This is a genomic window from Brevibacillus sp. JNUCC-41 (assembly GCF_014844095.1).
Classification (GTDB): Bacteria; Bacillota; Bacilli; order Bacillales; family DSM-1321; genus Peribacillus; species Peribacillus aracenensis.
Map to the genome: position 1 here is coordinate 4483710 of NZ_CP062163.1, position 21888 is coordinate 4505597.

The 21888-nt window shown below is 36.8% G+C and carries 20 protein-coding genes; 4 read left to right on the forward strand and 16 right to left on the reverse strand.

Translation table 11 applies throughout. The annotated features are described in order from the left end of the window. Positions 1–62 precede the first annotated feature (62 nt). Positions 63–1040, forward strand: a complete 978-nt coding sequence (locus tag JNUCC41_RS21795) for an NAD(P)H-dependent flavin oxidoreductase (protein WP_192204812.1) — start codon at positions 63–65, stop codon at positions 1038–1040. Positions 1041–3490: 2450 nt separating this feature from the next. Next, on the forward strand, positions 3491–4195 hold the full coding sequence (locus tag JNUCC41_RS26885) for an exosporium leader peptide (protein WP_228467406.1): 705 nt from the start codon (positions 3491–3493) through the stop codon (positions 4193–4195). 465 nt (positions 4196–4660) lie between these two features. Here JNUCC41_RS26885 and JNUCC41_RS21805 read toward each other — a convergent pair whose 3' ends face one another. Genes JNUCC41_RS21805 through JNUCC41_RS21815 form a run of 4 tightly spaced genes read right to left on the reverse strand, consistent with a single transcriptional unit; the run spans position 4661 to position 7477 of the window. Continuing rightward, on the reverse strand, positions 4661–4933 hold the full coding sequence (locus JNUCC41_RS21805; RefSeq protein WP_228467407.1) for a hypothetical protein: 273 nt from the start codon (positions 4931–4933) through the stop codon (positions 4661–4663). Beyond that, entirely contained in the window at positions 4927–5064 is a 138-nt protein-coding gene (locus tag JNUCC41_RS26890) for a hypothetical protein (RefSeq protein WP_228467408.1), read from the reverse strand. The genes JNUCC41_RS21805 and JNUCC41_RS26890 overlap by 7 nt, the downstream gene beginning before the upstream one ends. 45 nt (positions 5065–5109) lie before the next feature. Next, positions 5110–6084, reverse strand: a complete 975-nt coding sequence (locus JNUCC41_RS21810) for a bile acid:sodium symporter family protein (RefSeq protein ID WP_192204813.1) — start codon at positions 6082–6084, stop codon at positions 5110–5112. Between the two features lie 4 nt (positions 6085–6088). After that, a complete protein-coding gene (locus JNUCC41_RS21815; protein WP_192204814.1) occupies positions 6089–7477 on the reverse strand; it encodes an FAD-binding oxidoreductase in 1389 nt (462 codons plus the stop codon). A gap of 502 nt (positions 7478–7979) precedes the next feature. Between JNUCC41_RS21815 and JNUCC41_RS21820 the strand changes: the two genes are divergently transcribed. Continuing rightward, the gene (locus tag JNUCC41_RS21820) at positions 7980–8768 is read left to right on the forward strand and encodes a FadR/GntR family transcriptional regulator (protein WP_192204815.1); all 789 of its coding nucleotides are present in this window, start codon (positions 7980–7982) and stop codon (positions 8766–8768) included. A 181-nt stretch (positions 8769–8949) separates the two neighbouring features. On the opposite strand, the gene JNUCC41_RS21825 is transcribed toward JNUCC41_RS21820, so the two are convergent. Continuing rightward, positions 8950–9132: a hypothetical protein gene (locus JNUCC41_RS21825; RefSeq protein WP_192204816.1), complete on the reverse strand. Its 183-nt coding sequence runs from the start codon at positions 9130–9132 to the stop codon at positions 8950–8952. Positions 9133–9468: 336 nt separating this feature from the next. Here JNUCC41_RS21825 and JNUCC41_RS21830 point away from each other — a divergent pair, with 336 nt between their 5' ends. Then, on the forward strand, positions 9469–9840 hold the full coding sequence (locus JNUCC41_RS21830) for a cyclic-phosphate processing receiver domain-containing protein (RefSeq protein ID WP_192204817.1): 372 nt from the start codon (positions 9469–9471) through the stop codon (positions 9838–9840). A gap of 355 nt (positions 9841–10195) precedes the next feature. Here JNUCC41_RS21830 and JNUCC41_RS21835 read toward each other — a convergent pair whose 3' ends face one another. From JNUCC41_RS21835 to JNUCC41_RS21885, 11 genes are all read right to left on the reverse strand, one after another. After that, positions 10196–11113: a DMT family transporter gene (locus JNUCC41_RS21835; RefSeq protein WP_192204818.1), complete on the reverse strand. Its 918-nt coding sequence runs from the start codon at positions 11111–11113 to the stop codon at positions 10196–10198. Then, entirely contained in the window at positions 11106–11798 is a 693-nt protein-coding gene (locus JNUCC41_RS21840; protein WP_228467689.1) for a GntR family transcriptional regulator, read from the reverse strand. The genes JNUCC41_RS21835 and JNUCC41_RS21840 overlap by 8 nt, the downstream gene beginning before the upstream one ends. A 743-nt stretch (positions 11799–12541) precedes the next feature. Then, positions 12542–13366: a class I SAM-dependent methyltransferase gene (locus JNUCC41_RS21845; protein WP_192204820.1), complete on the reverse strand. Its 825-nt coding sequence runs from the start codon at positions 13364–13366 to the stop codon at positions 12542–12544. 339 nt (positions 13367–13705) lie between these two features. Beyond that, positions 13706–14527 carry an alpha/beta fold hydrolase gene (locus tag JNUCC41_RS21850; protein WP_192204821.1) on the reverse strand — a complete coding sequence of 274 codons (822 nt, stop codon included), beginning with the start codon at positions 14525–14527 and terminating at the stop codon, positions 13706–13708. A gap of 627 nt (positions 14528–15154) precedes the next feature. Continuing rightward, complete coding sequence (locus JNUCC41_RS21855) at positions 15155–15610, reverse strand: hypothetical protein (protein WP_353618289.1); 456 nt, start codon at positions 15608–15610, stop codon at positions 15155–15157. A 42-nt stretch (positions 15611–15652) separates the two neighbouring features. After that, complete coding sequence (locus tag JNUCC41_RS21860) at positions 15653–16147, reverse strand: (2Fe-2S)-binding protein (RefSeq protein WP_192204822.1); 495 nt, start codon at positions 16145–16147, stop codon at positions 15653–15655. Then, a complete protein-coding gene (locus JNUCC41_RS21865; RefSeq protein WP_192204823.1) occupies positions 16140–16982 on the reverse strand; it encodes an FAD binding domain-containing protein in 843 nt (280 codons plus the stop codon). Before JNUCC41_RS21865 ends, JNUCC41_RS21860 begins: the two co-directional genes overlap by 8 nt. Further along, complete coding sequence (locus tag JNUCC41_RS21870; protein ID WP_192204824.1) at positions 16982–19303, reverse strand: xanthine dehydrogenase family protein molybdopterin-binding subunit; 2322 nt, start codon at positions 19301–19303, stop codon at positions 16982–16984. Before JNUCC41_RS21870 ends, JNUCC41_RS21865 begins: the two co-directional genes overlap by 1 nt. A 31-nt stretch (positions 19304–19334) precedes the next feature. Further along, complete coding sequence (locus tag JNUCC41_RS21875) at positions 19335–19937, reverse strand: nucleotidyltransferase family protein (protein ID WP_192204825.1); 603 nt, start codon at positions 19935–19937, stop codon at positions 19335–19337. Further along, positions 19934–20875, reverse strand: a complete 942-nt coding sequence (locus JNUCC41_RS21880; protein ID WP_228467691.1) for an XdhC family protein — start codon at positions 20873–20875, stop codon at positions 19934–19936. Before JNUCC41_RS21880 ends, JNUCC41_RS21875 begins: the two co-directional genes overlap by 4 nt. Positions 20876–21191: 316 nt before the next feature. Then, positions 21192–21638 (reverse strand): HEAT repeat domain-containing protein, encoded by a 447-nt coding sequence (locus tag JNUCC41_RS21885; protein WP_192204827.1) that lies wholly within the window; start codon positions 21636–21638, stop codon positions 21192–21194. Between the last annotated feature and the right edge of the window lie 250 nt (positions 21639–21888).

The following is a 21888-nucleotide window of genomic DNA, read 5'->3' on the forward strand; positions in this document are numbered from 1 at the left end:
TGTACATGATGTAAGAAGAGTAGATTGATGGAAATCCATGGAAAGTGAAAGGGGTATGGCAAATGAAAACAAGAATTACTGAATTATTGGGGATTGAATATCCGATTATTTGCGGCGGGATGTTTCAAGTTGGCCGAGCCCCGCTCGCAGCCGCCGTGTCAGAAGCGGGAGGACTAGGCATCATTACTTCGAAAACACAGGTGACCCCAGAAGGTCTCCGTGATGAAATACGCAAAGTGAAAACTTTGACCAAGAAGCCCTTTGCTGTCAACCTGAACTTGTTTCCAAGTCAAACCGAAACCCCGAATGATGAGTTCATTGATATTTTAATTGATGAAGATATAAAGATTGTTGAAACGAGTGGCCGAAGCCCAGAAAGTTTAATGTCCAAACTTAAAGAGCACGGCTTTACCGTGATACATAAGGTAGCGAACGTCAAAAACGCAATCTCAGCAGAGAAATTAGGAGTCGATGCCATTATCATTGTAGGGAATGAAACAGGCGGGCATCCAGGCATGGGGGATGTAGGAACGCTTGTCATGCTCCCTAGAGCCGTTGACTCCGTTACTATTCCAGTAATAGCAGGCGGTGGATTTTCGGATGGCAGAAGCCTAATTAGTGCCTTGTCACTCGGTGCCGAAGGAATCGTCATGGGAACTCGCTTTATGGCAACGAAAGAAGCGCCGATCCATGATAACGTGAAGCAGTGGATGGTATCTGCCAATGAAATGGATACAGTTGTCATCCAACGGAATATAGGCAGTCCGTCGCGTGTAGCATTAAATGCCATCAGTAAAGAAGTGGACAAACTTGAAAATGAAGGTGCCACCATAGAGGAATTGATTCCACTAATTACGGGACAACGAAGCAAGAACGTGTACTTTGAAGGAAATTTAGACGGAGGAATATGGTCATGCGGACAATCTGTAGGACTGATAAAAGAAATATTGACCGTCAATGAACTAATAACACAAATCATCCATGAAGCAAAAACTTCGTTCGAATTCATCCAAAGCCGTATCGAATCCATTCGAACATAAATAACGTATCAGGAACATGAGATCAAGTGCTATTTCGTGTTCCTTTTTTATAGGTTGATGGGAAATTGGGTTTAATCGAACTCTAACGCGAAATGCGTATTCAAGAAAGTAAATAGGTATATAACCCATCAATAACTTGCTTACCAATTTTCATAACATTTCGTGATTAGAGTTTACATAATATTATTATTCCGTTTTATAAAAATATGTTGTCATCTGGCATTAACTTATAATCTGCCTTTATTTCTGAAACTTTTTAAACCTTACTTAAAAATAAGTTTAAAACAGAGCGGATGGATCATCATTTATTAAAGATTATTCATGATATAGGCAGTTATAAGTTAAAAGAGAGATTATGTTGCTAAATAGAGGTGCCTATTATCACTTTCAGGAAGAAAAAGTGGGAATTTCAAGTTGAAGACCCTGGGAGTTGTTATAGGTAAAGTTATATTAATATATTTTTTTAGAAGTGTTAACCCGTGATTTTTGTCATATTGCCATATATTTTATATATCAGAATAACAAAAACAGTAGATTAGGTCAGTTAATGATAATATTTTGATAAATATAGAATTATTAATGAGCAGCATGAATAAAAAGGCATTCAGAGTAGCAGTTTGTGATAGAAGGGGGAACCTTTTATTGCTTCATGTCTATGTCTTTACACACAACAACAGAAGGTTTATCATATTTCTTTGCATCGAGAAAGGCTGAATTGGTTCAGATAGGAGCAATTATGATGTTATGACTTCCGATGACAACGTAATCCAAATGGACATGTATTAGTCCTTAAACGGACGGAAAAAGGAAGAAAATGAAGGTGCCACCGGGTTTTACTGAATGGAAAACTAATATAGCTTAGAATTGATATGAGATCCTTAAAGTCAAATGACTAAGTGTATTAAATAATTGAACTAAAGTGATTAATCGTAGTCATAACAAAATAGCGACAAACAATAAATATTAGCAATTATATTAACAGATAAATTACGATTGAGAATAAAAATCAGAATTTTATTTGACATTTGAGAATTAAATATTATGGGACTTAATTCATTGTAAAATTAGCTTAAATCAAGGCAAAAAGTTACTGCCAATATTTAATCCAATATAAATATAAAATTGAAGATCAACCATTTTTTCTAAATGAACGTAACAATATTTAATTAAAGTATTAGTTAACAATGAGTAATTAGATAAAAAGATATTAATAAATAATTGTAGTGTATCAATTTTTAAAATTCGTATTTCGTCTCACTAAGTTAAGTATTCTTAAGATATGAGATATAATTAACAATAAAAATATAACTTCCTATAATATATATTATGTAAACTAGAATCAAAATAATGATAGTACCAATTTGTTGTCTATCTCATCTCTTATCTCATCTTTAGGATATTTATCGTTTGATATAGTACTGTTTTTTTAAAATGATGTGTTTATCGTTGATACATTGCTTTTCCGTTTCCACTTTTGAAATATTTATAACAATGTACGTAGTACGTAATTATTGCTCACCACAACGATACCTTTTTATACATGCTAGACATATCCTACAATTACCATTTAAAGTTTTTTTATTAAAAGCTTCATTACTTATTTCATATAGATTATTGTGATTGATTCTAAATTCTCTGTTAAGACATTCTTTCTAAAATCTTTATCTAATTGATAAAGATCTTTGTTAGTATATATTCCTTTCATTCCGTTATTCTCGATAAATCCACAAAGTCTTTACAAGATATTCCATTCATGAATCTAAACTTTTCAAATAAACTCCAGGGTGATTCAAATTCAGAGATCCACTTATTGTTCCAATCGCAATGGGACTCGACAAATACTTCTCTTATTATGAAAATCATATTACTCAAAGGCGACAATCCATTGTTCGAAATGCACTTCGAAGACTTGAAAGTTTAGGTTACACGGATACATTGACAGAACCAGAGGCTTCTTAATTCAGTTTTATATCCAATCCGGTTCCACGAATAAGACGCTCCCCCCTTTTACAAATGAGCTGCGTCTTATTCAGTAATGCCCATAACTTCAGAAGTTAATTTTCATGGTGGTTCAACAAACACATTCTCCTCAGTTGCACTTTCTATTTGGTATATACATAACGTTGGTAAATCGCTATCCTAGCTTCTTCTTTAAAACGCCTGCGCCCAAACGATATTCAGTGATCCTTCATAAATAGTACGTACTCAATTTAAACTTTAAATAGAGCCTGATTTAAAAATCAAACTTAAAAATCCAAGCCTTTTTTTTATATCGGCATATATATTGTAGAAAGGAGTGATTAACATGTCCAATTACGATTAAAAGTATTATCAGGAAAAGTATCGATATTTTAAAAAGAAGTACAATTGTTGCAAAGAATGCCTCGAAGAAAACAGAAAAAAAAGCTTCATTGCTCGACTTTTCGGAAAGTGAACAATGAGGAAAAAGGGTGAGTAAAATAGAAAAGCCAATTCAAGGTCGTAGATTTGTTGACACGACCTATAAGAATAATAAAAATAAGAGTAATAAAGATGATTGCCTTAATAAAAACGAACATAAAAAATGTAAGGAGTGTGAACAAGGTCCTCGAGGACCTCAAGGACCTTCAGGACCCCAAGGATTTCAAGGACTTCCAGGACCCCAAGGACCTCCAGGACCAGGGGGTGCTTTGGCTTATGGATCATTGTACGATCCGTCTGGAGATTTTGTCACAGTGTCTACGGTAAATCCCCCTACTCTGGGGCAGAAGGTTGTTTTCACAACTCCTGGTCCGTTATTAGAAACAGCTCCTTTTCCTCCTGGTCTTGGACCTTATACTGATATTGAGGTTCTGACTGAGGGGTTATATGAGATTAGCATGGATTTAACAGCTAGACTAATTAATGCTTCTAACTTAACGTTTAATACGGAAGTGCAGTTCAGGTTATTCATCAATGACACAACCCCAGTTCTTGAAAGTACTTTTGAATCCTTTAATCGAATTACAGGCGGTCCAGGCGGGCAACCATCGCAAGTTGAAACTAGAAACACGATAGGAAGAACAATCCAACTTCAATTATCCGCAAACGATAGGCTAAGTATTAGAGTTATTACTGCTTCAGCCAATGTAACATATAGGTATCCCTCATTAGTAGTCACAAAAATCGCCAACTAGCTGCCAAAGTAAAGTAAATAGGAGCAAGAAAAGCCCCAACCTAATGTTGTGGGCTTTTTCCGTTTTACAACTTTATTATACTTAATGGCGGTGGTGGTTTTGGTTAACAGGTAAATTAAGCGAAGCCTCATTCCTTCTTCAACTAACATGCCCCATTTGTTAAATAAGCAACTCCTTCTTATTATGTATAAATATTGCCTTGAACTGTTATCTCTGCGATCAATGAAAGTAAATAATATCGTCTCTCGTTTTTTCCGGCAACACTCGTGGAGTCATAGTTCTTGATGTTACAGAATTTCCCCTATCCTCTACTCATTAAATTTGTAAATACAAAGACAACGGTTTTCTGTCAAAAAAATATAAAGATAGCAGATTAATGGCAAAAATCTGCTGTCTTCGGCCTAGAATTGTATATTTGATAAGCGAATGAAAGAATCTCCAACAGAATGCTGGAGATTCTTTCGGTTATTTTTTAAACTTATCCGGAAACTGCTTTGCAACTCCCGCAGAGATAGTATCGGCCATTAAGATTATATATGTAACCCCTTCATCAATTGAAACGATTCTTCCGTTCCAATTTTTTGCTATGCTTGAAGTTACATCATTTGTCACTAATTTCAAATGAATATAAAGCAGATTTTTTAGAGTTTCATTTTTCAAATAGGGGTTGGCACCGCTAAGGAAAGCTGCTATTTCATCAGCATTTCTATACCATTCTTTGTTTAGCTGTTTCACCAAGACTTCATTTCCGCTTTCTCTCCGTATACTGGCTTTATAGCATTTCCAATATCCTCCTGATTTTTCAGAAGCCTAGCCAATACCTGTTTTTGCCCCTCCACTTCCCCGCCCGGAAAATATTGCAACAGCAAAAAAATCCCTGCTGGGAGCATAGGATCTTTTTCATTTCAATATTATTAAAGCTTGTTCTCTACTGGCTGGACTGTCCCTTCCTCTATACTGACGCCGGCATGTTTTTTTGACCAGTAAGTCGCAAGAATTGGCCCTGATATGTTGTGCCATGCAGCAGCCAGGACACTTGGAAGTGCTGCCAGCGGGCCGAAATGTGCCGTAGCAAGCGCAACGCCTAACCCGGAGTTCTGCATGCCCACTTCAATCGAAATCGCTCTTCTATTGACTTCATCAAGTCCAAGCACTTTTGCTGTCATGTAACCAAACAGCAGTCCAAATCCGTTGTGAAGCATCACGGCAGTAAAAATGAGGAACCCGGATGTAGCGATGCTAGCTGCATTGCCTGAAACTACTGCGCTTACAATCGTAATAATGGCCGCTACCGAAATAAGTGGTAAAACGGTTAAGCTTTTTTCAACTATTACCGGGAAAAGCCGCTTAATGGCCAAACCTAAAACAATCGGAAGAAGGATGACTTGTATAATGGACTTAAACATATCAAAAAAATCGACCGGCATCCATTGGCCTGCCAACAAAAGCAGAAGCAGCGGAGTCATGATTGGAGCCAGTAAAGTTGATACCGAGGTCATAGCTATCGACAAGGGTACATTACCTTTTGCAAGATATACCATAACATTAGAGGCTGTTCCGCCCGGTACACAGCCGAGCAAAACCAGACCTGCAGCTAATTCGGCTGGCAAATTCATAAGTTTCGCAATAAGGAATGCCACAGATGGCATGATGATGAACTGGGCGCAAACTCCAATTATTACGGGCAGTGGTTTAGTGATGACGATTTTAAAATCAACTGCCTTCAAAGTAAGCCCCATTCCAAACATGACAACCCCTAGCAATATCGTAATATAGCCTCCCAATCCCAAAAATGGCTCTGGAAAAATAAAGGCAATGACGGAAATTAAGATAACCCAAACAGCAAAAAATTTTCCGGCTAATGCACTGAACGCTTCTAATACCTTCATTTCATCACACTCTTTCTTGCATAAATATTTTACTTGGATTTAATAAATTATCTGGATCAAGGGCTACTTTGATTTTTTCCATCACAAACAGTGAGTTCCCATGTTCTTTTTTCTGATATTTTTGTTTACCGACCCCGACTCCGTGCTCCCCAGTGCATGTTCCGTTCCGCTCAAGGGCATACAGGACAATTTGTTCATTTAGCTGTTCTGCTCTTTTAATCTCTTCTAGATTTTTGGTATCAATCATTAAGAGTACGTGATAGTTTCCATCTCCTACATGGCCGACAATCCCACCGGTAAGGCCCAGAATATCAACTGCCTCCCTTGCATGTTGAATGGCACCGGAGAGCTCTGAAATCGGAAGGCAGACATCAGTCACCATCAGTTTTTTTCCAGGATAGCCATGAATATAAGCATAGGCAAGATTATGGCGAGCTTCCCATAGGCGGTTCCTGGCAGCATTATCTGCCTCAAATTCAATATCGAGACAATGATGTTCTGCTACTATTTCTTTAGTGAACTCTACATCTTGCTTCAAACCTGCTTCATTACCATGAAACTCCAAAAATAGTGTAGGCGCTTCGTTATAGCTTGTATCACTATAATGGTTAACCTGCTTCAGTGATGGTTCATCGACAAGTTCCACCCTTGCAATTGGAACACCTGACTGCAAAATGGATACAACAGCTTCTACCGCATGGTCCAATGCCGGAAATGATGCTCTTGCCGCCATAACGTGCTCAGGAATTCCGTAAACTCTCAACGTCAATTCCGTAAAGCAGCCAAGGGTTCCTTCAGAACCAACAAAAATACCGTTTAGATGGTAACCTGATGACGATTTAGCTGCCAAATTGCCAGTATGTATAATCGAACCATCTGCAAGAACCACTTCAAGGTCACGGACTTGGTCACGCATCACACCATACTTTACTGATGTCGTTCCACTGGCATTTGTTGCCGCCATTCCGCCCAGAGTAGCATCAGCTCCAGGATCCACGGAAAAAAACAGCCCATATTTTTTCAATTCTTTATTTAGTTGCGAACGCGTTACGCCAGGCTGAACCTTTACGAGAAAATCGTTTTCACGCACTTCAATGATTTTATTCATTAGTGAAAAGTCAATGGTTATGCCATGATTGTACGGTATGACATGGCCCTCGAGGCTTGATCCCAACCCAAAAGGGACCATCGGGATTTTGTGCATATTGGCCAATTTCACAACATCACTAACTTGCTGTGTTGTTTCTGGAAATACAACAATATCGGGAAGACTTACAGCATGATATGATTCATCTCTGCCGTGCAATTCTCTCACTGTCTGGTTTACTGTTACTTGACTTTCCGAAAGAACTTCCTTTAAAGCGTTGATCAAATTTACACTAGTTGCTTCCATTCAATTCTCCTTCTTTCTGCTATAACATCCGCTTTTGTCATATCAAAAGCTTTTGTCGCACCTATACCAAGATTAAGTTTCTACTTCAAAGCTTCAACTATTGAATGAATCCCCCTCCCTAAAAATCTTAAAAATGATATCGTTTTCATTAATGAATAGATTGACCTAGACCATTTTTGTCATTTCATAATTGGTCTAACCAATTTTCATTATACTAAATTTTTTGACTTTTTCAACAATTATATATATATTACTTTTCTCCATAAATTAATCGTTATTTTGACAGTATTATAGGCGGTTTTCCTACCTTCTAACAAAAGATGAATCGCCTTCAATTCCTAAATGAACGGTTTTGACTGAAATAAAGTAATAATATATTTTCAAAATTGGTCTAACCAATAGAAGGTCTGAAATTATCTTCTTGCTTCATTAATGAATGCTTGTTAAGATGATTCCACTTAGTCGTACCAACTTGTTGTTATTGAAGGATGTGAAGGAAGTAATGGATTCTATACCAGTTAAATCCCCAAAAGTGTACGAAATCATCTTCAATCAAATTAAGGAATCTTTTATTAGCGGTGAATTAAAACCTGGGGATAAATTACCCCCTGAGCGGGAGTTGTCCAATCGTTTTAAAGTGAGTCGAACATCAATCAGGGAAGCCCTTCGAGTATTGGAGATTAACGGAGTCATTGAGGTCAGACCAGGTGACGGGACATTTATCAGACAATCTGATGTTAAGTTCCTGATCGAACTGCTATCCAACTCAATCATCAAAGCTAAGGACAACATGGTCTATGAAATGCTTGAAGTCCGTCGAGTAATTGAAACCGAGTGTGCTTTTCTTGCTGCACAAAGAGCAAACTCCCTAGATTTACAAAATATTCTTAATGCTTTAGAAGAAATGGCACGTTCGGAACATGATGAAGAATTAGGCTTGCGAGCAGATTTGATGTTTCACTATAGTGTCGCGAAAGCCACAAACAATTCCATATTTGCTGGATTGGTCCATACCCTTAGTGATCAAATGAAAGATACTATTCGTGCCACTAGACGGCATCGTTTCGCAAAGCCAGGTCATTTTCAAGAAACGCTTCAAGAACACAAAGAAATCTACTATTCTATCGCATTAAAGGAAGCGGATAAAGCCAAACAACTGATGGACGCCCATATCATTCGCATTAGAGAACAGATGGCCACAGCTACACTTGAAAGTATTGGAGATGATGCCAAAATTGTTGCTTATCAAAATGAAAAAGACCTTCATCATAATGCTGAAGGTGAAAAATAAGTTCCGCTTGCGATAACTAATGGAACATGGAGGTATACCTCTTAAATTATTGCTAACTGATGTTTTATCGGGGACCAATTAAATTTGACATAAAAAAGCGCCTTTTCTCAGAGGGCGCTAAGTTGGTTATTTATAGTTAAAAATTTGATTCCCTTTATATGTGAAATAGTAAATATTGGTTTTACCCTTTTGATATAGTGCAGGAATCAACGTTACATTCTTTTAGAGCATTATCAATCAATGAAAGCTGATCATTAATCATTGATAAGTAGAAATTATGATGATAGTCATTTATTTGTTCCTTTAACTCCAACAGCAGCGTTTTGTCCCTTAGTACAAGGAAAATCTCTTCTGGATGTAACATATCACTACTCCTTTTAGTCAAGATACTACCTTTTACCCTAATTATTACAATTATTAACTTTTAAGTAAGTTTTGTACCTTATTTCACAAGGAATATTTAGAGGGAGTTACTAAACTGTTCGAAATCATGCAACTGAGTTTCATAAGGGAGTGGCTGAAGAAGTACAACGATAAGTCTATAGAATATTTATAAAAAAAGGCTGTCGCATATTAGCCTTTAACGTCGAAAATGTCCCCTTCCTACATTTTTATGTTAGACTTAATATATAAAACCATATTTTCTTAGGGTTTTTTGACTTTTATTAATCACGCTTTTATAGGGAAAGGAGTATAAGAAATGGAGAAAATCAGCGTTTTTCTGGATGACTATCGGAAAGCTCCCGATGGCTATGTGTTAGTCGAGACTATTGACGAATGTATAGAGCTATTGCAAAACTTTGATATTGAACACCTCTCTTTGGACCATGATTTATTAAATAAAACTAGGAATGGTTTTATGCTTGTTCAAAAGATGGTCAAAGAAAAGCTTTTTGCTAACCGCATCACTATTCACTCTGCTAATTCAATTGGCGGTAAAGCAATGTATAACTGTTTAAAGCAAGCACAACGGAATTTAACAATGCCCTCTTCCATTATTGTTTCCTTACGTCCCCTGCCCCTCAAATTTTTCCCGTCAAAGGTTCTGCAACATTATATAGATATAAGGTAAACTCATCTCAATTACATTTCATGGAAAAATTATAGGATGCTTTTGAGACCGTATTACGGAAACGATTCTTTTTGCTTTAAATCAACTTGAATATGTTACTGTTAATGAGTCTATTGTAAGACCATCTCGACAAATGCCGTAATATATAAAATAGCATTTTCTAAAAATCAATGTATTTTTGAATGATTAAATGCATGCGTAAAACTCGGAAAATACAAAAAAGGCAATTCACATGCAGTGTAATTGCCTTTTTTTGATGTATGTTCAAGCTTCATGGTAGTTTAAAAGTTAAAGTTTATATCGCATTATATGCTATAGCAGAGATTCCATTATTTTGCCCGGCTTGCAACTGACATTACTTGTTTTTTACGATTGATAAAATCGTGATGGTACTTATAATGCAGAGTGTGCCGAGCCACTCGGCAAAACCGAATGTTACATTCAGCCAGAAAACGGATATTAAGGTTGCGGATAATGGCTCAACTGAAGCTAATAAACTTACCTCTGAAGCCGAGATGAATTTGGTACTTTCCAAATAAAAATAAAAAGCAATGATCGTTCCGAAAATGATGATGAATAATACCGCTGAAAATGAAGGTAACGTCCAATTGCCTTCGAATGCCCATGGAGGATGAATCATGCTAAAGCATATGCCTCCAATCAACATTCCCCATCCTACAACAATCATTGATCCCCATCTTGAAAGGAGTTCATACGGCTGCAATGTATAAAATGCCAATGCAAAGGCTGATGTTACTCCCCAAAATACTGCCCACCCCGAAATGGAAAGTGTATGTATGCTACCTCCAGTCACAAGCAAAAAAGTTCCTAAAATCGCTATGATCACAGCTACACTCACAGTAATGCTTGGAAGACGTCTGGAATGAATGGCTAAATAACAAGTGATCAGGGCCGGTGCCAAATATTGAAGGACTGTAGCGGTGGCTGCGTTGCCATGTTCAATTGCTGCAAAATATGTGTATTGGACAGCAAGCATACCCAGAATGGCAAAAAGGATAATTTGAAGCGCATCTTTTTTAGTTTTCCAAATCTCAAAAACTTTCAGTCTTTCGATCTTATATGCGACACCTAATAAGATGATTCCAGAAAGCAACAAGCGCACAACAGTGAGCCACTCAGGACTGAAACCTTGATGCTGAAATAGATATTGAGCTGCCGTTCCTGATACTCCCCATAACGCAGCGCCAGTCAGTACTAGTGCAATCCCTTTATTTCTTGAAGTTGACATAGCAACTAAAGTATCATTACTCATATTTATCTTCCCCGCTTTTTACACGTTTCGAATGGGCTTGAATTCTATAATAACTTTCTTTCCAATTCTTTTCTATCATATTAAGCGCCATAGTGAGATTTCCATTCCTTAATGCCTGTATGATTCTATCATGCTCATTAACGGAAAGATGAACATCACTAACCTGATTGAAATAAAACAGTTCTATCCGTATAAGTTTTTGTTTAAGTCCTGATAGAATCCGCTTTAATTCATCATTTGTAGAAAGGTTGATGTAAATGGAGTGAAAGTCATCATCTTTCTGAACGGCCACTATTTGATTTCCCTCGTCGATTGCTTTTTTCACTTCATGATTAATGGCTTCCATCTCAATTAAGTATTTTTCTTCAATGAAATCAAAAGCCTGTTCCATAGCCAACTTTTCCAGTGTCCAAACAATGGAATATATGTTTAATACCCCTTCGAATTGAATAGGGGAAACAATAGTTGAACGGCTAGGCTTGGTCTCTACAAATCCATCATCCTCAAGCCTTAAAAGTGCTTCTCTAATGGGGGTTCTGCTTACTCCCAATTGTTCAGCTAATTCTTTGTCACGTAATTGCTGGCCTGGTGTTAGGATTCCCTGTACTATCCAATCCCGCAATATCATGTATGCTTCTTCACGTACAGAAGTACGTTTGATTTTTTGTGATGAATTTGAATGCACCAACGGCTTTACCTCCTTGAAATACCAATATATAATATGCAATATATCACATATTGCATGCCGTTAAAATAGAAATAAGAAGATTTTGCTGCTGTATTATTTAATTGATTTCATAATTGCTCCACCACTTGGCGTAAGACTACTTGATGGTGTCTCGTCAATGGAGTAAAGTAAAAGCCAAGAATAAAAGAATTCAAACACTTGCTTTTCAAACCAAAAAGACAACACTCACAACCAGAGTACTGTCTTTTTATTTGGATTATCCCATCATTGAGAAAGTAATTGGCGGTCGATTTTCGTTCCTAAGTAGGGAAAAAGCAAAAAAATATCGGAGAATTCGAGGGGAGTCTTTCCATTAGGGTAGGTCATGTCGAAATACCAAAGAAACATGACTTTAGTCAAGCTTCTTCGGTTGCAGCAAAAGTCCGGTTGCGAATTCCATTAGAATTTTTTCTAAAAAAATGTCTTGAAAATGTCTTTGTGCTGACCGCACTCATTACAGGAATATTCTATTTCCAATGCATCTTCAGTTACTGTATGTACGGTCTCTTTTTTACAAGTTTCACAAAATCTCTTTTCGGATATTTCTTTCATGTATCATTCACACTCCGTTTTCCCATCAATGGTTTGTAGCCTTGTTACTATTATTTTGCGAATATCCTTCAGAAAAAATACCTTATTCCTGAACGACCTTAAAAAAGAAGATAATGAATTCAGGGAAAATGGTAATGGGAAAGTTAATTTCACCTCGGACTCCAATACATCAAAGCTGCATGAAACGGATATTCGTATTCAAAAACTCCTTCTTTTTCCACCACATATTTATTAAGGATCGATTTTACTTCATCATAGGAAAAATGTTCGTCGAGAATTTTAGTCGTATTATCACGAATCATTTCTTCATAGGTGGAATAGATTTTTTTACTTTTCAATTTAACGATCTTACAATCCGCCAGTATTCCAAGTTGATACAAAACATTCAAGATGTGTATGTAATCCCGCTTTCTTAAATTGATCGTATATCCTCTTTGCTTCAATTCCATATAATGAGGTTTTTCTGGTCCGGTTGTCATGCCTACTATCACTAATCGGCCTGCAGTCTCATTCATTTTTAATAAGGTTTGACCGATTTCTGTCATACGGTAATAACAATTAAAACCAAATACTACATCATAACTGTCTCTTTTTGTATCACTTTCCCACTTATCATGAATCAATTCCATGTTTTCGAAACCTTTTTCATTCGCTTGGGATTTTAAAAAACTGATAATGCTTTTAGAACTATCTATACAAGTTAGCTTCCTGACTTCTTTTGCAATTTCAAATGTATAATTGCCCCATCCAGGGCCGATTTCCAATACATGATCATCCTGTTTTAATAATGCCAATAACTCTCGCTGCACATGTTTTGCATAAGGATCCGCTTTATGTTGTTTTTTTCCTGCCACTTTGGAGGACCAAAAAGCTTCTTCTGCTGCATCATCTTTTAGTCGATTCGGCATTTTACCATAAGGATCTAGCATGGATTCTCTCCAAAGTTCAATATAATCAAAATTATCAGTCTTCATCTTCGCTCTCCCCAAATTATATAATTTATGTATAATGATTTTTTCTTACACTATTCTTACCCCATAGTTGCAAAAGAAAAAGAGCTGCAAATCAGCTCCCGATAATGAACAAAGCCTTTTTTATATTATAATCTCTCAACAAATTAGCATTGGTCATACTCAACTACTTGCAGCGTTTTGTCCAAAGACTCACTGCTTTAGGGCTTTCTATTTCTCTATTTTATAGGTACTCCTTTTAATAATACAATAAGATTATCCATAAAGTATGGTTAACATTATGTGCGAAAAGGGGGAGTGCTGACGTTTCATCCGCTTCTCCCCTACTATATATCTAAAGGTTTACACGTTTTTAAAATGCTGTTGAATATAAGAATTCACTTTATCAGGCACTTCGATTTGGATAAAATGCCCGGCATTTTGAATAATGTGAACCTGTGCATGTGGGAAACCTTCTTTCTGGAGCTTGTAGGCAAATTCAAAAGGTATATAAGGATCCATCTCTCCCCAAATTATTGTGACAGGTATTTTGATCTGATTTAGTTTTTGATTGTACGATTTTACCTTTTCTATATTTCCAGAACGGTATAGATCTAAGATGACTTTACAAGATTCGGGTGTTCTAAAGACACGAAAGAAGTCTTCCATAATTTCGTCACCTATGTTCGGAATCGTTTTCTTCATTTCGGTTTGAGCTTGGGGATCATCTGACATGCGCTTCATTATTTTCTCTCCAGCATTTGGTGTTCTCCAAATCTGAGCAAGTGAGTGCCACTTATAATCTACTGATATGGTTGTATTTGAAACAAAGAGACTTAGTATTCTCTCTGGATGATCACATGCCCATTTCAGTCCAATAAGTCCGCCCCAGTCATGAACAATAAGGTGGAATTTATCTAGTTTTAGTTCCCTTGTAAAATCCGATACAAACTGTTCATATCTTTCCCACGTTGAAGATTCATCAAACTGTTCACTTTGGCCGAATCCAGGGAGATCCGGTGCGATGGTTCTAAATCCACAAGACACAATGCATGGTATCATTTCTTTCCACAAAAGACTGGACTCAGGTACCCCGTGCAATAAAAGTACTGGGGGATCATTAACATTGCCTTTCTCGATATAGGATATCATCTTTCCATTTATTATCATTTTTTTCTTTTCCACTTTTATCAACCTCCTGAATAAAGTATTTTAAAACCTTATTAGCATAAAGACAGGTCATAGTTCCTCTCTAGAATAGGGATTTATTCGGAATAGACTATGGATAAAATAACGATATAGACAGTTTAAATGGAATTACTATCAAATCCCTCTCTCATTTCTATGTTAGTTTGTTATTCAATGCTTGTGTTTTTAGATTTTTATCTAAAGTTTAGTCATAAATGGAATTATTAAAGATGTGAATATGGACTCCTCCAATTCTTTGTCCGAAATTTATTCGCTTCCACCTATCCCTCATATAACATCAAACACAAAAAAAGGTAAAGCTACAAAAAGGCCTCACCTCTGAAATGATTAAAACCTTCATTACTCTAAAGGTATCAAAGTCATTTGATCAATCCACTTAAATTGTAGTTCCGCTCTTTAATGCATGATCTAATCTTTATGGGTGTATTTAAATCCGTAAATGATTCAATGTTTCTAATCCATTCTTTTCTAGGTTTATTGTAATTTAGACATCTGTGGACTTTTGCTGAGTGAAGAAAAATATGAAGATGATAATGGGAATGGCTATTAGAAAGGCATTGTTTCTCGAACTTTTAATTGTAGGAATATCTGTTAATGACATTTTTACTCATTTCCTTTTAATGTAGTTAATAATTCTGGTGGTACGTTATAATGCTTCTTTACAATCGTATTGAAAAAATTATAATCTTCAATTGGCAATGCCGGAACAACTTCAGGATAACCAAATATAGGACCGGAAACATTAATTGAGAAATCACCAGACGAAATAAATGTTCCTGTCACATGTATGGCATCATTGATTAATAATATTGCTATGATGATGTCCAATATATCGATAAAAAGATTTCCCACTTGCGAGTGGTCCGTCCCTTCTAAACGATGGCCCCCAAAAAGAGGCCCGCCTAATGAGATACTAAATCTTCCTGGTCTTACAAAAACGCCAATGATTGTGATTTGTCCAGTTAATAATAGGATGGCTGTTGTAATTTCGAGATTACGCTGAAAGGAGTGAATTACTTTTTTTTCTGAATTAACTACACAGGATTCAATCAATATCACCACTCCCCATGTAGGCATTTTATTCATATAAACGGGCAAACGTCACTGATTTGATTGATTTTTATTTAAAAGTTCTATTACTGAATATATGGCTTTTTCAATTTCTTTATATCCGGTACATCGACAAATATTCGAAGAAAGCCATGTTTCAATTTTTTCAGGGCTTGGGTTCCTGTCATTAAGGAGTAAAGCCTGGCAAATCATTATAAATCCTGATGTACAATACCCACATTGAAAAGCAAAATGTTCCACGAATGCTCTCTGGATCGGGGTATTCTTGAGGCCTTCAATTGTAAGGATTTCTGAATCAATGGCTTCAATGGCTAACATTAAACAGGATTTCATTGGCTGGTTATTCATTATAACCGTACAAGCGCCGCAATCTCCATTTAAACATCCAGGTTTAGCTCCTGTAAGTCCAATTTTATCTCGGAGAACATCTAGCAATATATCTGATGCCAATATATCCCTCTCATACCGTTCTTTATTAATTTCTAATTGAATGGTAATTTTTCGATCCGCCGAATGGCTACTCATGTTCCTCACCACCTAAATATGACAAAATGTATGAAAGGGTATTTTCTAAAACAAATAATCTATATTCATTGGATCCTTCTATATCGTTTAAAACCTGAGCTGGTAAAAACTCAAAAGAGGTTAAAATTCGATCTTTAAAAGATAAACTCTTATCATTTAGTTTGTTTTCCATTTGAATTGACCGAAAAGGAAATGGACATACCCCGCTGAATGCAAATCGAATAAATCCTTCTTTTTTTAATGAGGTAACTGTTAATAGCGGATAGCCCGTTTTCCATTGCTGCCTCTTCTTTACACTAATGTGTTTAGCTTTCAGGTATTCTTTTTCTGTTACAATTTGTACGAGAAATTCCCCATCGTCAAGTCGTAGCTCCTTATGGAAAATTTCATTAATAAATTCTTTCCTCGTTCCTTTTGGTCCTGCAATAATGACAGTACTATTTGATAATAAAAATGGAAGAACTGCCTCTCTATAAAAAATTTGACCACATATGTTTCCTCCAATAGTGATTTTATTTCTTGATGTATAATCAGCAACTTCTTTTGAAGTATCCGCTAATAGCGGAAATAGCCTATTTTCTTCGATTGCGCGTAAACTCAATGTTGAGCCAATGATCAGTTCTTGGTGTTGAAAACCGAATGTATTGCATTCGGGAATCCCTTTTAAATCAATAATCGCATCGGGGTATATAAAATTTAAACGTCCTAATGTTAAAACTTCAGTCCCCCCACCATAATACATAGGTTTTTTTTCTTGTAATTTTAATAATTGATAAAGTTCAATCGCCTCTTTTATCGATCGAGGTTTATAATAATCAAAATTATAAGGTAACATTACGCTCTTCTCCCTCTTTTCCCCCTCCAAATGAGTTCAGGAAGTAATGGCAACTGGTTCAAAGGAATCCCAGCCGCCAAAGATAAACTGTTACCTAAGGCAGCTGGCATACCAAGAAGCCCATGTTCTCCAAGGCCCCTTGCGCCATATGGGGCATCTAATTGTGGTGTTTCAACAAATTCACAGATATATTCAGGGTTTTCTCCATATCTTAGCGGTCTATAGGTTCTGAGTTGAGGGTTCAATACTCTGCCAAGCTGATCGAAATAGAATGTTTCACGCCCACCAAATGCTATGCCCATGCTCATTGCACCCATTATTTGTCCTTCTGCAGTTTTTTGATTCAGAACCTTTCCTGCATCAATGACAGATATTGCCCTTACAATCTTGTAAGTATATTCATTTATGTCATACTCTACTTCTACCCCTTGTGCGCCAACAGTCCATTCAGGACCTGGTCTGCCTGCACCTGTATCGGGATCTAAATTTGTTATATGTGGGATGGTATATTGCCCTCTACCGATGATTTGTCCTCCAATCGTGCTTCCGTCAGGATATGTATACCCATACACTAGCCGTTTGAAAGGAATTTCTATATTCGGTTCCCCTTTCATAAAGACCCTTTCCTGTCCAAGGACGATGTCTTCAATTGGAGCTCGTAATACACAAGAAGCAAGTTTCTTTATTTGTAAAAGAGCATCTTCCGCGGCTTGAATCGCAGCCCTTCCTGCCATTAATGTTCCACGGCTTGCTACCGTTTTCCAATGTTCTGGTGTATTTTGTGTATTTACCTTCAACTGAACGTTTACACGATCAATGGGGACCTTTAATTTATCTGATACAATCTGTGCTAATATCGTTTTCGTTCCTGTACCGATTTCTACTACTCCTGACATAAGGTTTACACTGCCATCAGGATTAAAGGTTAAAATCACACCAGATCCAGCGTTGGTATCGATCGTTGAAGTTTTCCATATACAAGCGATCCCTTTTGCCCTTATAATCTTGTCGTTTATTTTAACTAATTGGCCCTCTTCCCAATTCATTTTTTTCTTAAGCACCTGTATGCATTCAGGAAGATTACCCACCGTGCTCGAATTCAATTTAACTTGTGTTGGGGTGGAGTGCCCTGGGAGGATCGCATTCATTTCACGCAGTTCAAGTGGATCCATTCCAAGCTTTTTTGAAAGAGAATCCATAGTCCGCTCAAAAGCAAACAGAACTTCTGAATGGGCGAAACCTCGATAAGGCGAGGCATATGGATGATTTGTATACATGCAGAGAGAGTCACACCAAATATTTTCTATATTATAAGGTCCGGTGCAATCCACTGCTCCAGCACGGCTTAGATCTGTAGCTTTGTCGGCATATGCTCCCCCGTCCCATAAATACGTCAGCTCTGCGACCTTTAGCAAACCAGATTGTGTACAACCTAATTTAATGGTAGCATCTAATCCAATATGACAAGGTGATGTCAAAATATCCTCTTCACGACTATTTTCAACTTTTACTAGCCTGCCATTAACGGCCTTTGAAGCGATATAAGCTAATAGTTCAAGTTGGACCGAGGCTTTACCACCGAATGCCCCTCCAACAAGTGGAGTGTTTACTATGACGTTGCCAATTTCAACATCAAAGTAATCACTTATCAAACGCTTGATCATGAAGGGAGCTTGAGAAGAAGAAGTGATAATAATCTTGCCATCTGATTGAATTTCCGCTAAAGAACATCTTGTTTCCATGGCTGCATGGTCGGAGGGGGAAAAAGAAAACTTTTCCTCAATAATGATTTCGCTCTCTTGCCAACCTGTTTTTCTGTCGCCTTTTCTGATTTTGGTACGATTTGCTATATTTGTGCCTGGCTCGGGAAATACCTCGGATATTTTTTTATAAGTATCTAAATCTGGGTGGAGTAGAGGGGAATTGGAATTTAAAGCTTCCATTGGTGAATTGACAACGGCTAAAGGTTCATAGATAACTTGAATATTGTCAGCTGCAATCTCTGCTTGTTTCATTGTATCAGCAATAACAAGTGCTACGACTTCACCATGATAGCGGACCTTATCTTGAGCTATGGGGTACCGATCCCTGATTTCTTCTCCTGTTAGTGGTAAATTCCCACCTGTTATGATTGCACGAACACCTGGAACTTTTTCAGCTTTGGTTAGATTGATATGTTTAATAAGGGCATGTGCATAAGGACTAATTACCTTTTTAACATGGAGAATTTTCACTTCTTCTCGGTCTCCTGTGTAAATCGCCTGCCCTGTCACCTTTTCCCAAGCATCTTTTCGAATTACCCCTTTTCCGATAATATCCATATAGTCTCCTCATTTTCATTATTATTCTTATTTAATTGTTATCTATTTTGTTTTTCCAAAAAAGATATTCTTCCATATTATCAATATCAACAAACCATTTTTCCACATAAAAAGGAACAAGTATCCCCTGTTCTCTCTTCGCCATTAGAATCTGTCTTGCGCCTCGGTCTCCTCGTAAAAGGTGAATGTCGGAAAAGAGATCTTTGTCAATAAGTATGGGAGGTCGTATACAACCATGAAAACTAGAGGCAACAAAGGAGTAATTAGGGTTTCGTTTGTATATTTCGATGAGTTTGTTTATCATATTTGTTGTTATAAAGGGCTGATCAGCAAGTAAAATTACTACGGCGTCCGAATGTATGTTGTTTGCTGATCGTATACCTGTTTGGAGTGAATGGGATTGACCTGCTTCAGGTTCTTTAATTTCGACCGTAATTATTTTTTCAGAACTAAAACCTGATAAATCCAAGTGGTTTAAATGATTCGAAACAATGATAATATCGTTAAGTTCAGATAGAACCGCTTTTTCTAATCCCCATCTTCCCATTTCTTTATTTCCTAATGTCAATGCTAATTTATTTATACCCATTCGATTACTATTTCCAGCGGCCAGGTATACCCCAGTTATTTTCATTCGGGATGTCCCTTCATTCTTTTATCCTGAATTAATTCGGCTATAATGCTAACTGCAATCTCGAAAGGGCCCTTAGCTCCAATTGATAAACCGATAGGTGAGTGTATATTATTAGGGATTTTCGTGTCAAATAAACTGGCTGTACGTTTTTTGGAACCTAAAATGCCTATATAGGATAATGGCTGATTCATTATTAGTGAAAGTATTTCTTTATCTCTCTGAAAGTTATGAGTCATGATGATAACATAATCATCTTTTTTTAAAGATAATTGTTCCATAATTTCAGATGGGAATCCTATAATATGGCTAACTGCGTCGGGTATATTATTTTCGTTACAAAGCTCGGACCTCCAATCGCAAACAGTAACTGAAAACCCTATTGAGGTAGCCATAGTGACAACTGGATATACATCACATCCAGCTCCAAAAATGATTAAACGCGGTTTAGGTATAATCTTTTGCCTATAAATAAAGCTAACATCATTTTGTTTGGGTTCATTAGTATACTCATCCTCTGGCCGGAAAGAATACCCCAATAAGTTCCAATCATCATCTAACTTAATTTGATGGACGATCACCTTAGCTTCTTTAATGGAAGCCAATACATATGAAAGATTTTCTTTTAATTTATGGTCCACATACTCCAGTAATATATAGAGAGTTCCGTTACAACCTGTTCCAATTCCCCATTCTGGATCTTCATCACTTTCCATGTGATATACAAAGGTCTCTGTATTTTTCCTTTCAAACACTCTGCAAGAATGAAGAATAAGATCTTCCTCGATACACCCAACACTAATAACGCCTGAAGATGTACCATCTTTTTTTATAAGCATGGAGGTACCTTCACGCAAGTATGCTGAACCTTCCACGTGAATGATGGTAGCCAATACACACTCCATGGATATGGATTGAATTTCTTCAAGGATAGTGTACATTTGATTCACTTGTCATCCCCCTGGTTTTCGATGAGTTCATTCATTCTATTAATATCATTATGTTGATTTATAAAAAAAATGTGTTTATATAGAAATAGAATTATTCTAGTGTGTGCTGAGCACATGGGAAATGTAGTTTTTCTTGAATTGCTTTAAAGGCTCTCGGTCATTTAATCCTTGTATGCAAGAGAGTGTCCCATTCGATGGTTTAAAAAAGGGGAGGGATATACATGTATTCCTATTTTATTGGTAAACAAAAAGGAGCAAAAATTTTGCTCCTAAATCCAATCTTATTTGTTTTCCTTTTGAATGAATGTTATCTTTTCGATAACGCAGACCAAGTATTTTCTAACCACTTATCAAAATCTGCCCCTTTTTCACCCTCATAGGTATCATAAATATCCATTCTCATTTTCTGAAGTTTATCTTTGAATTCAGTATATGAGTGATTTTCTGGTAAACTCTTCTTGATCCTTACTAAGATTTTGGTTAATCCTTTAACCAGTTCTCCCTTTTTCCTTGGTGGCAATTGGACATCTTCGCCTAATCCTTTCAGTTGTCGGTATGCAGCCTCTTGAACTTTATATACAGAATCACTGTTCATGATATGTGCGAGAATGTCGATCACTTGTTTGTTTTTTGACTGTCCTAATTCTTCGATCGCATCCAAACGTTCTCTCCAATTAGATTTGCGATTGGCAGATTTTTTTAATTCCTCATAGTTGGCAGGTAACTCGATACCTTTTGTTTCTTTATTATCCAAATGAATCATTTCTCCTTCTGTCTTTATGTAATCCGGATATCAAGATGTCAATCCGATACTATAATAGTCCCATTACCAAGAATGGTTTATTCCACTCTTCATTATACCCGTTTCCCTATTTTAATATAGTTATATTTCTTAATCATCTGCTGTATCTTCAATCAGTCGGGTACCGGGGGCGATGCTTCTAAAAACTTACCTGCACCTATGCTCAAAAAGCGACTTCATCTTTAAAGGGCATAAATCCTGC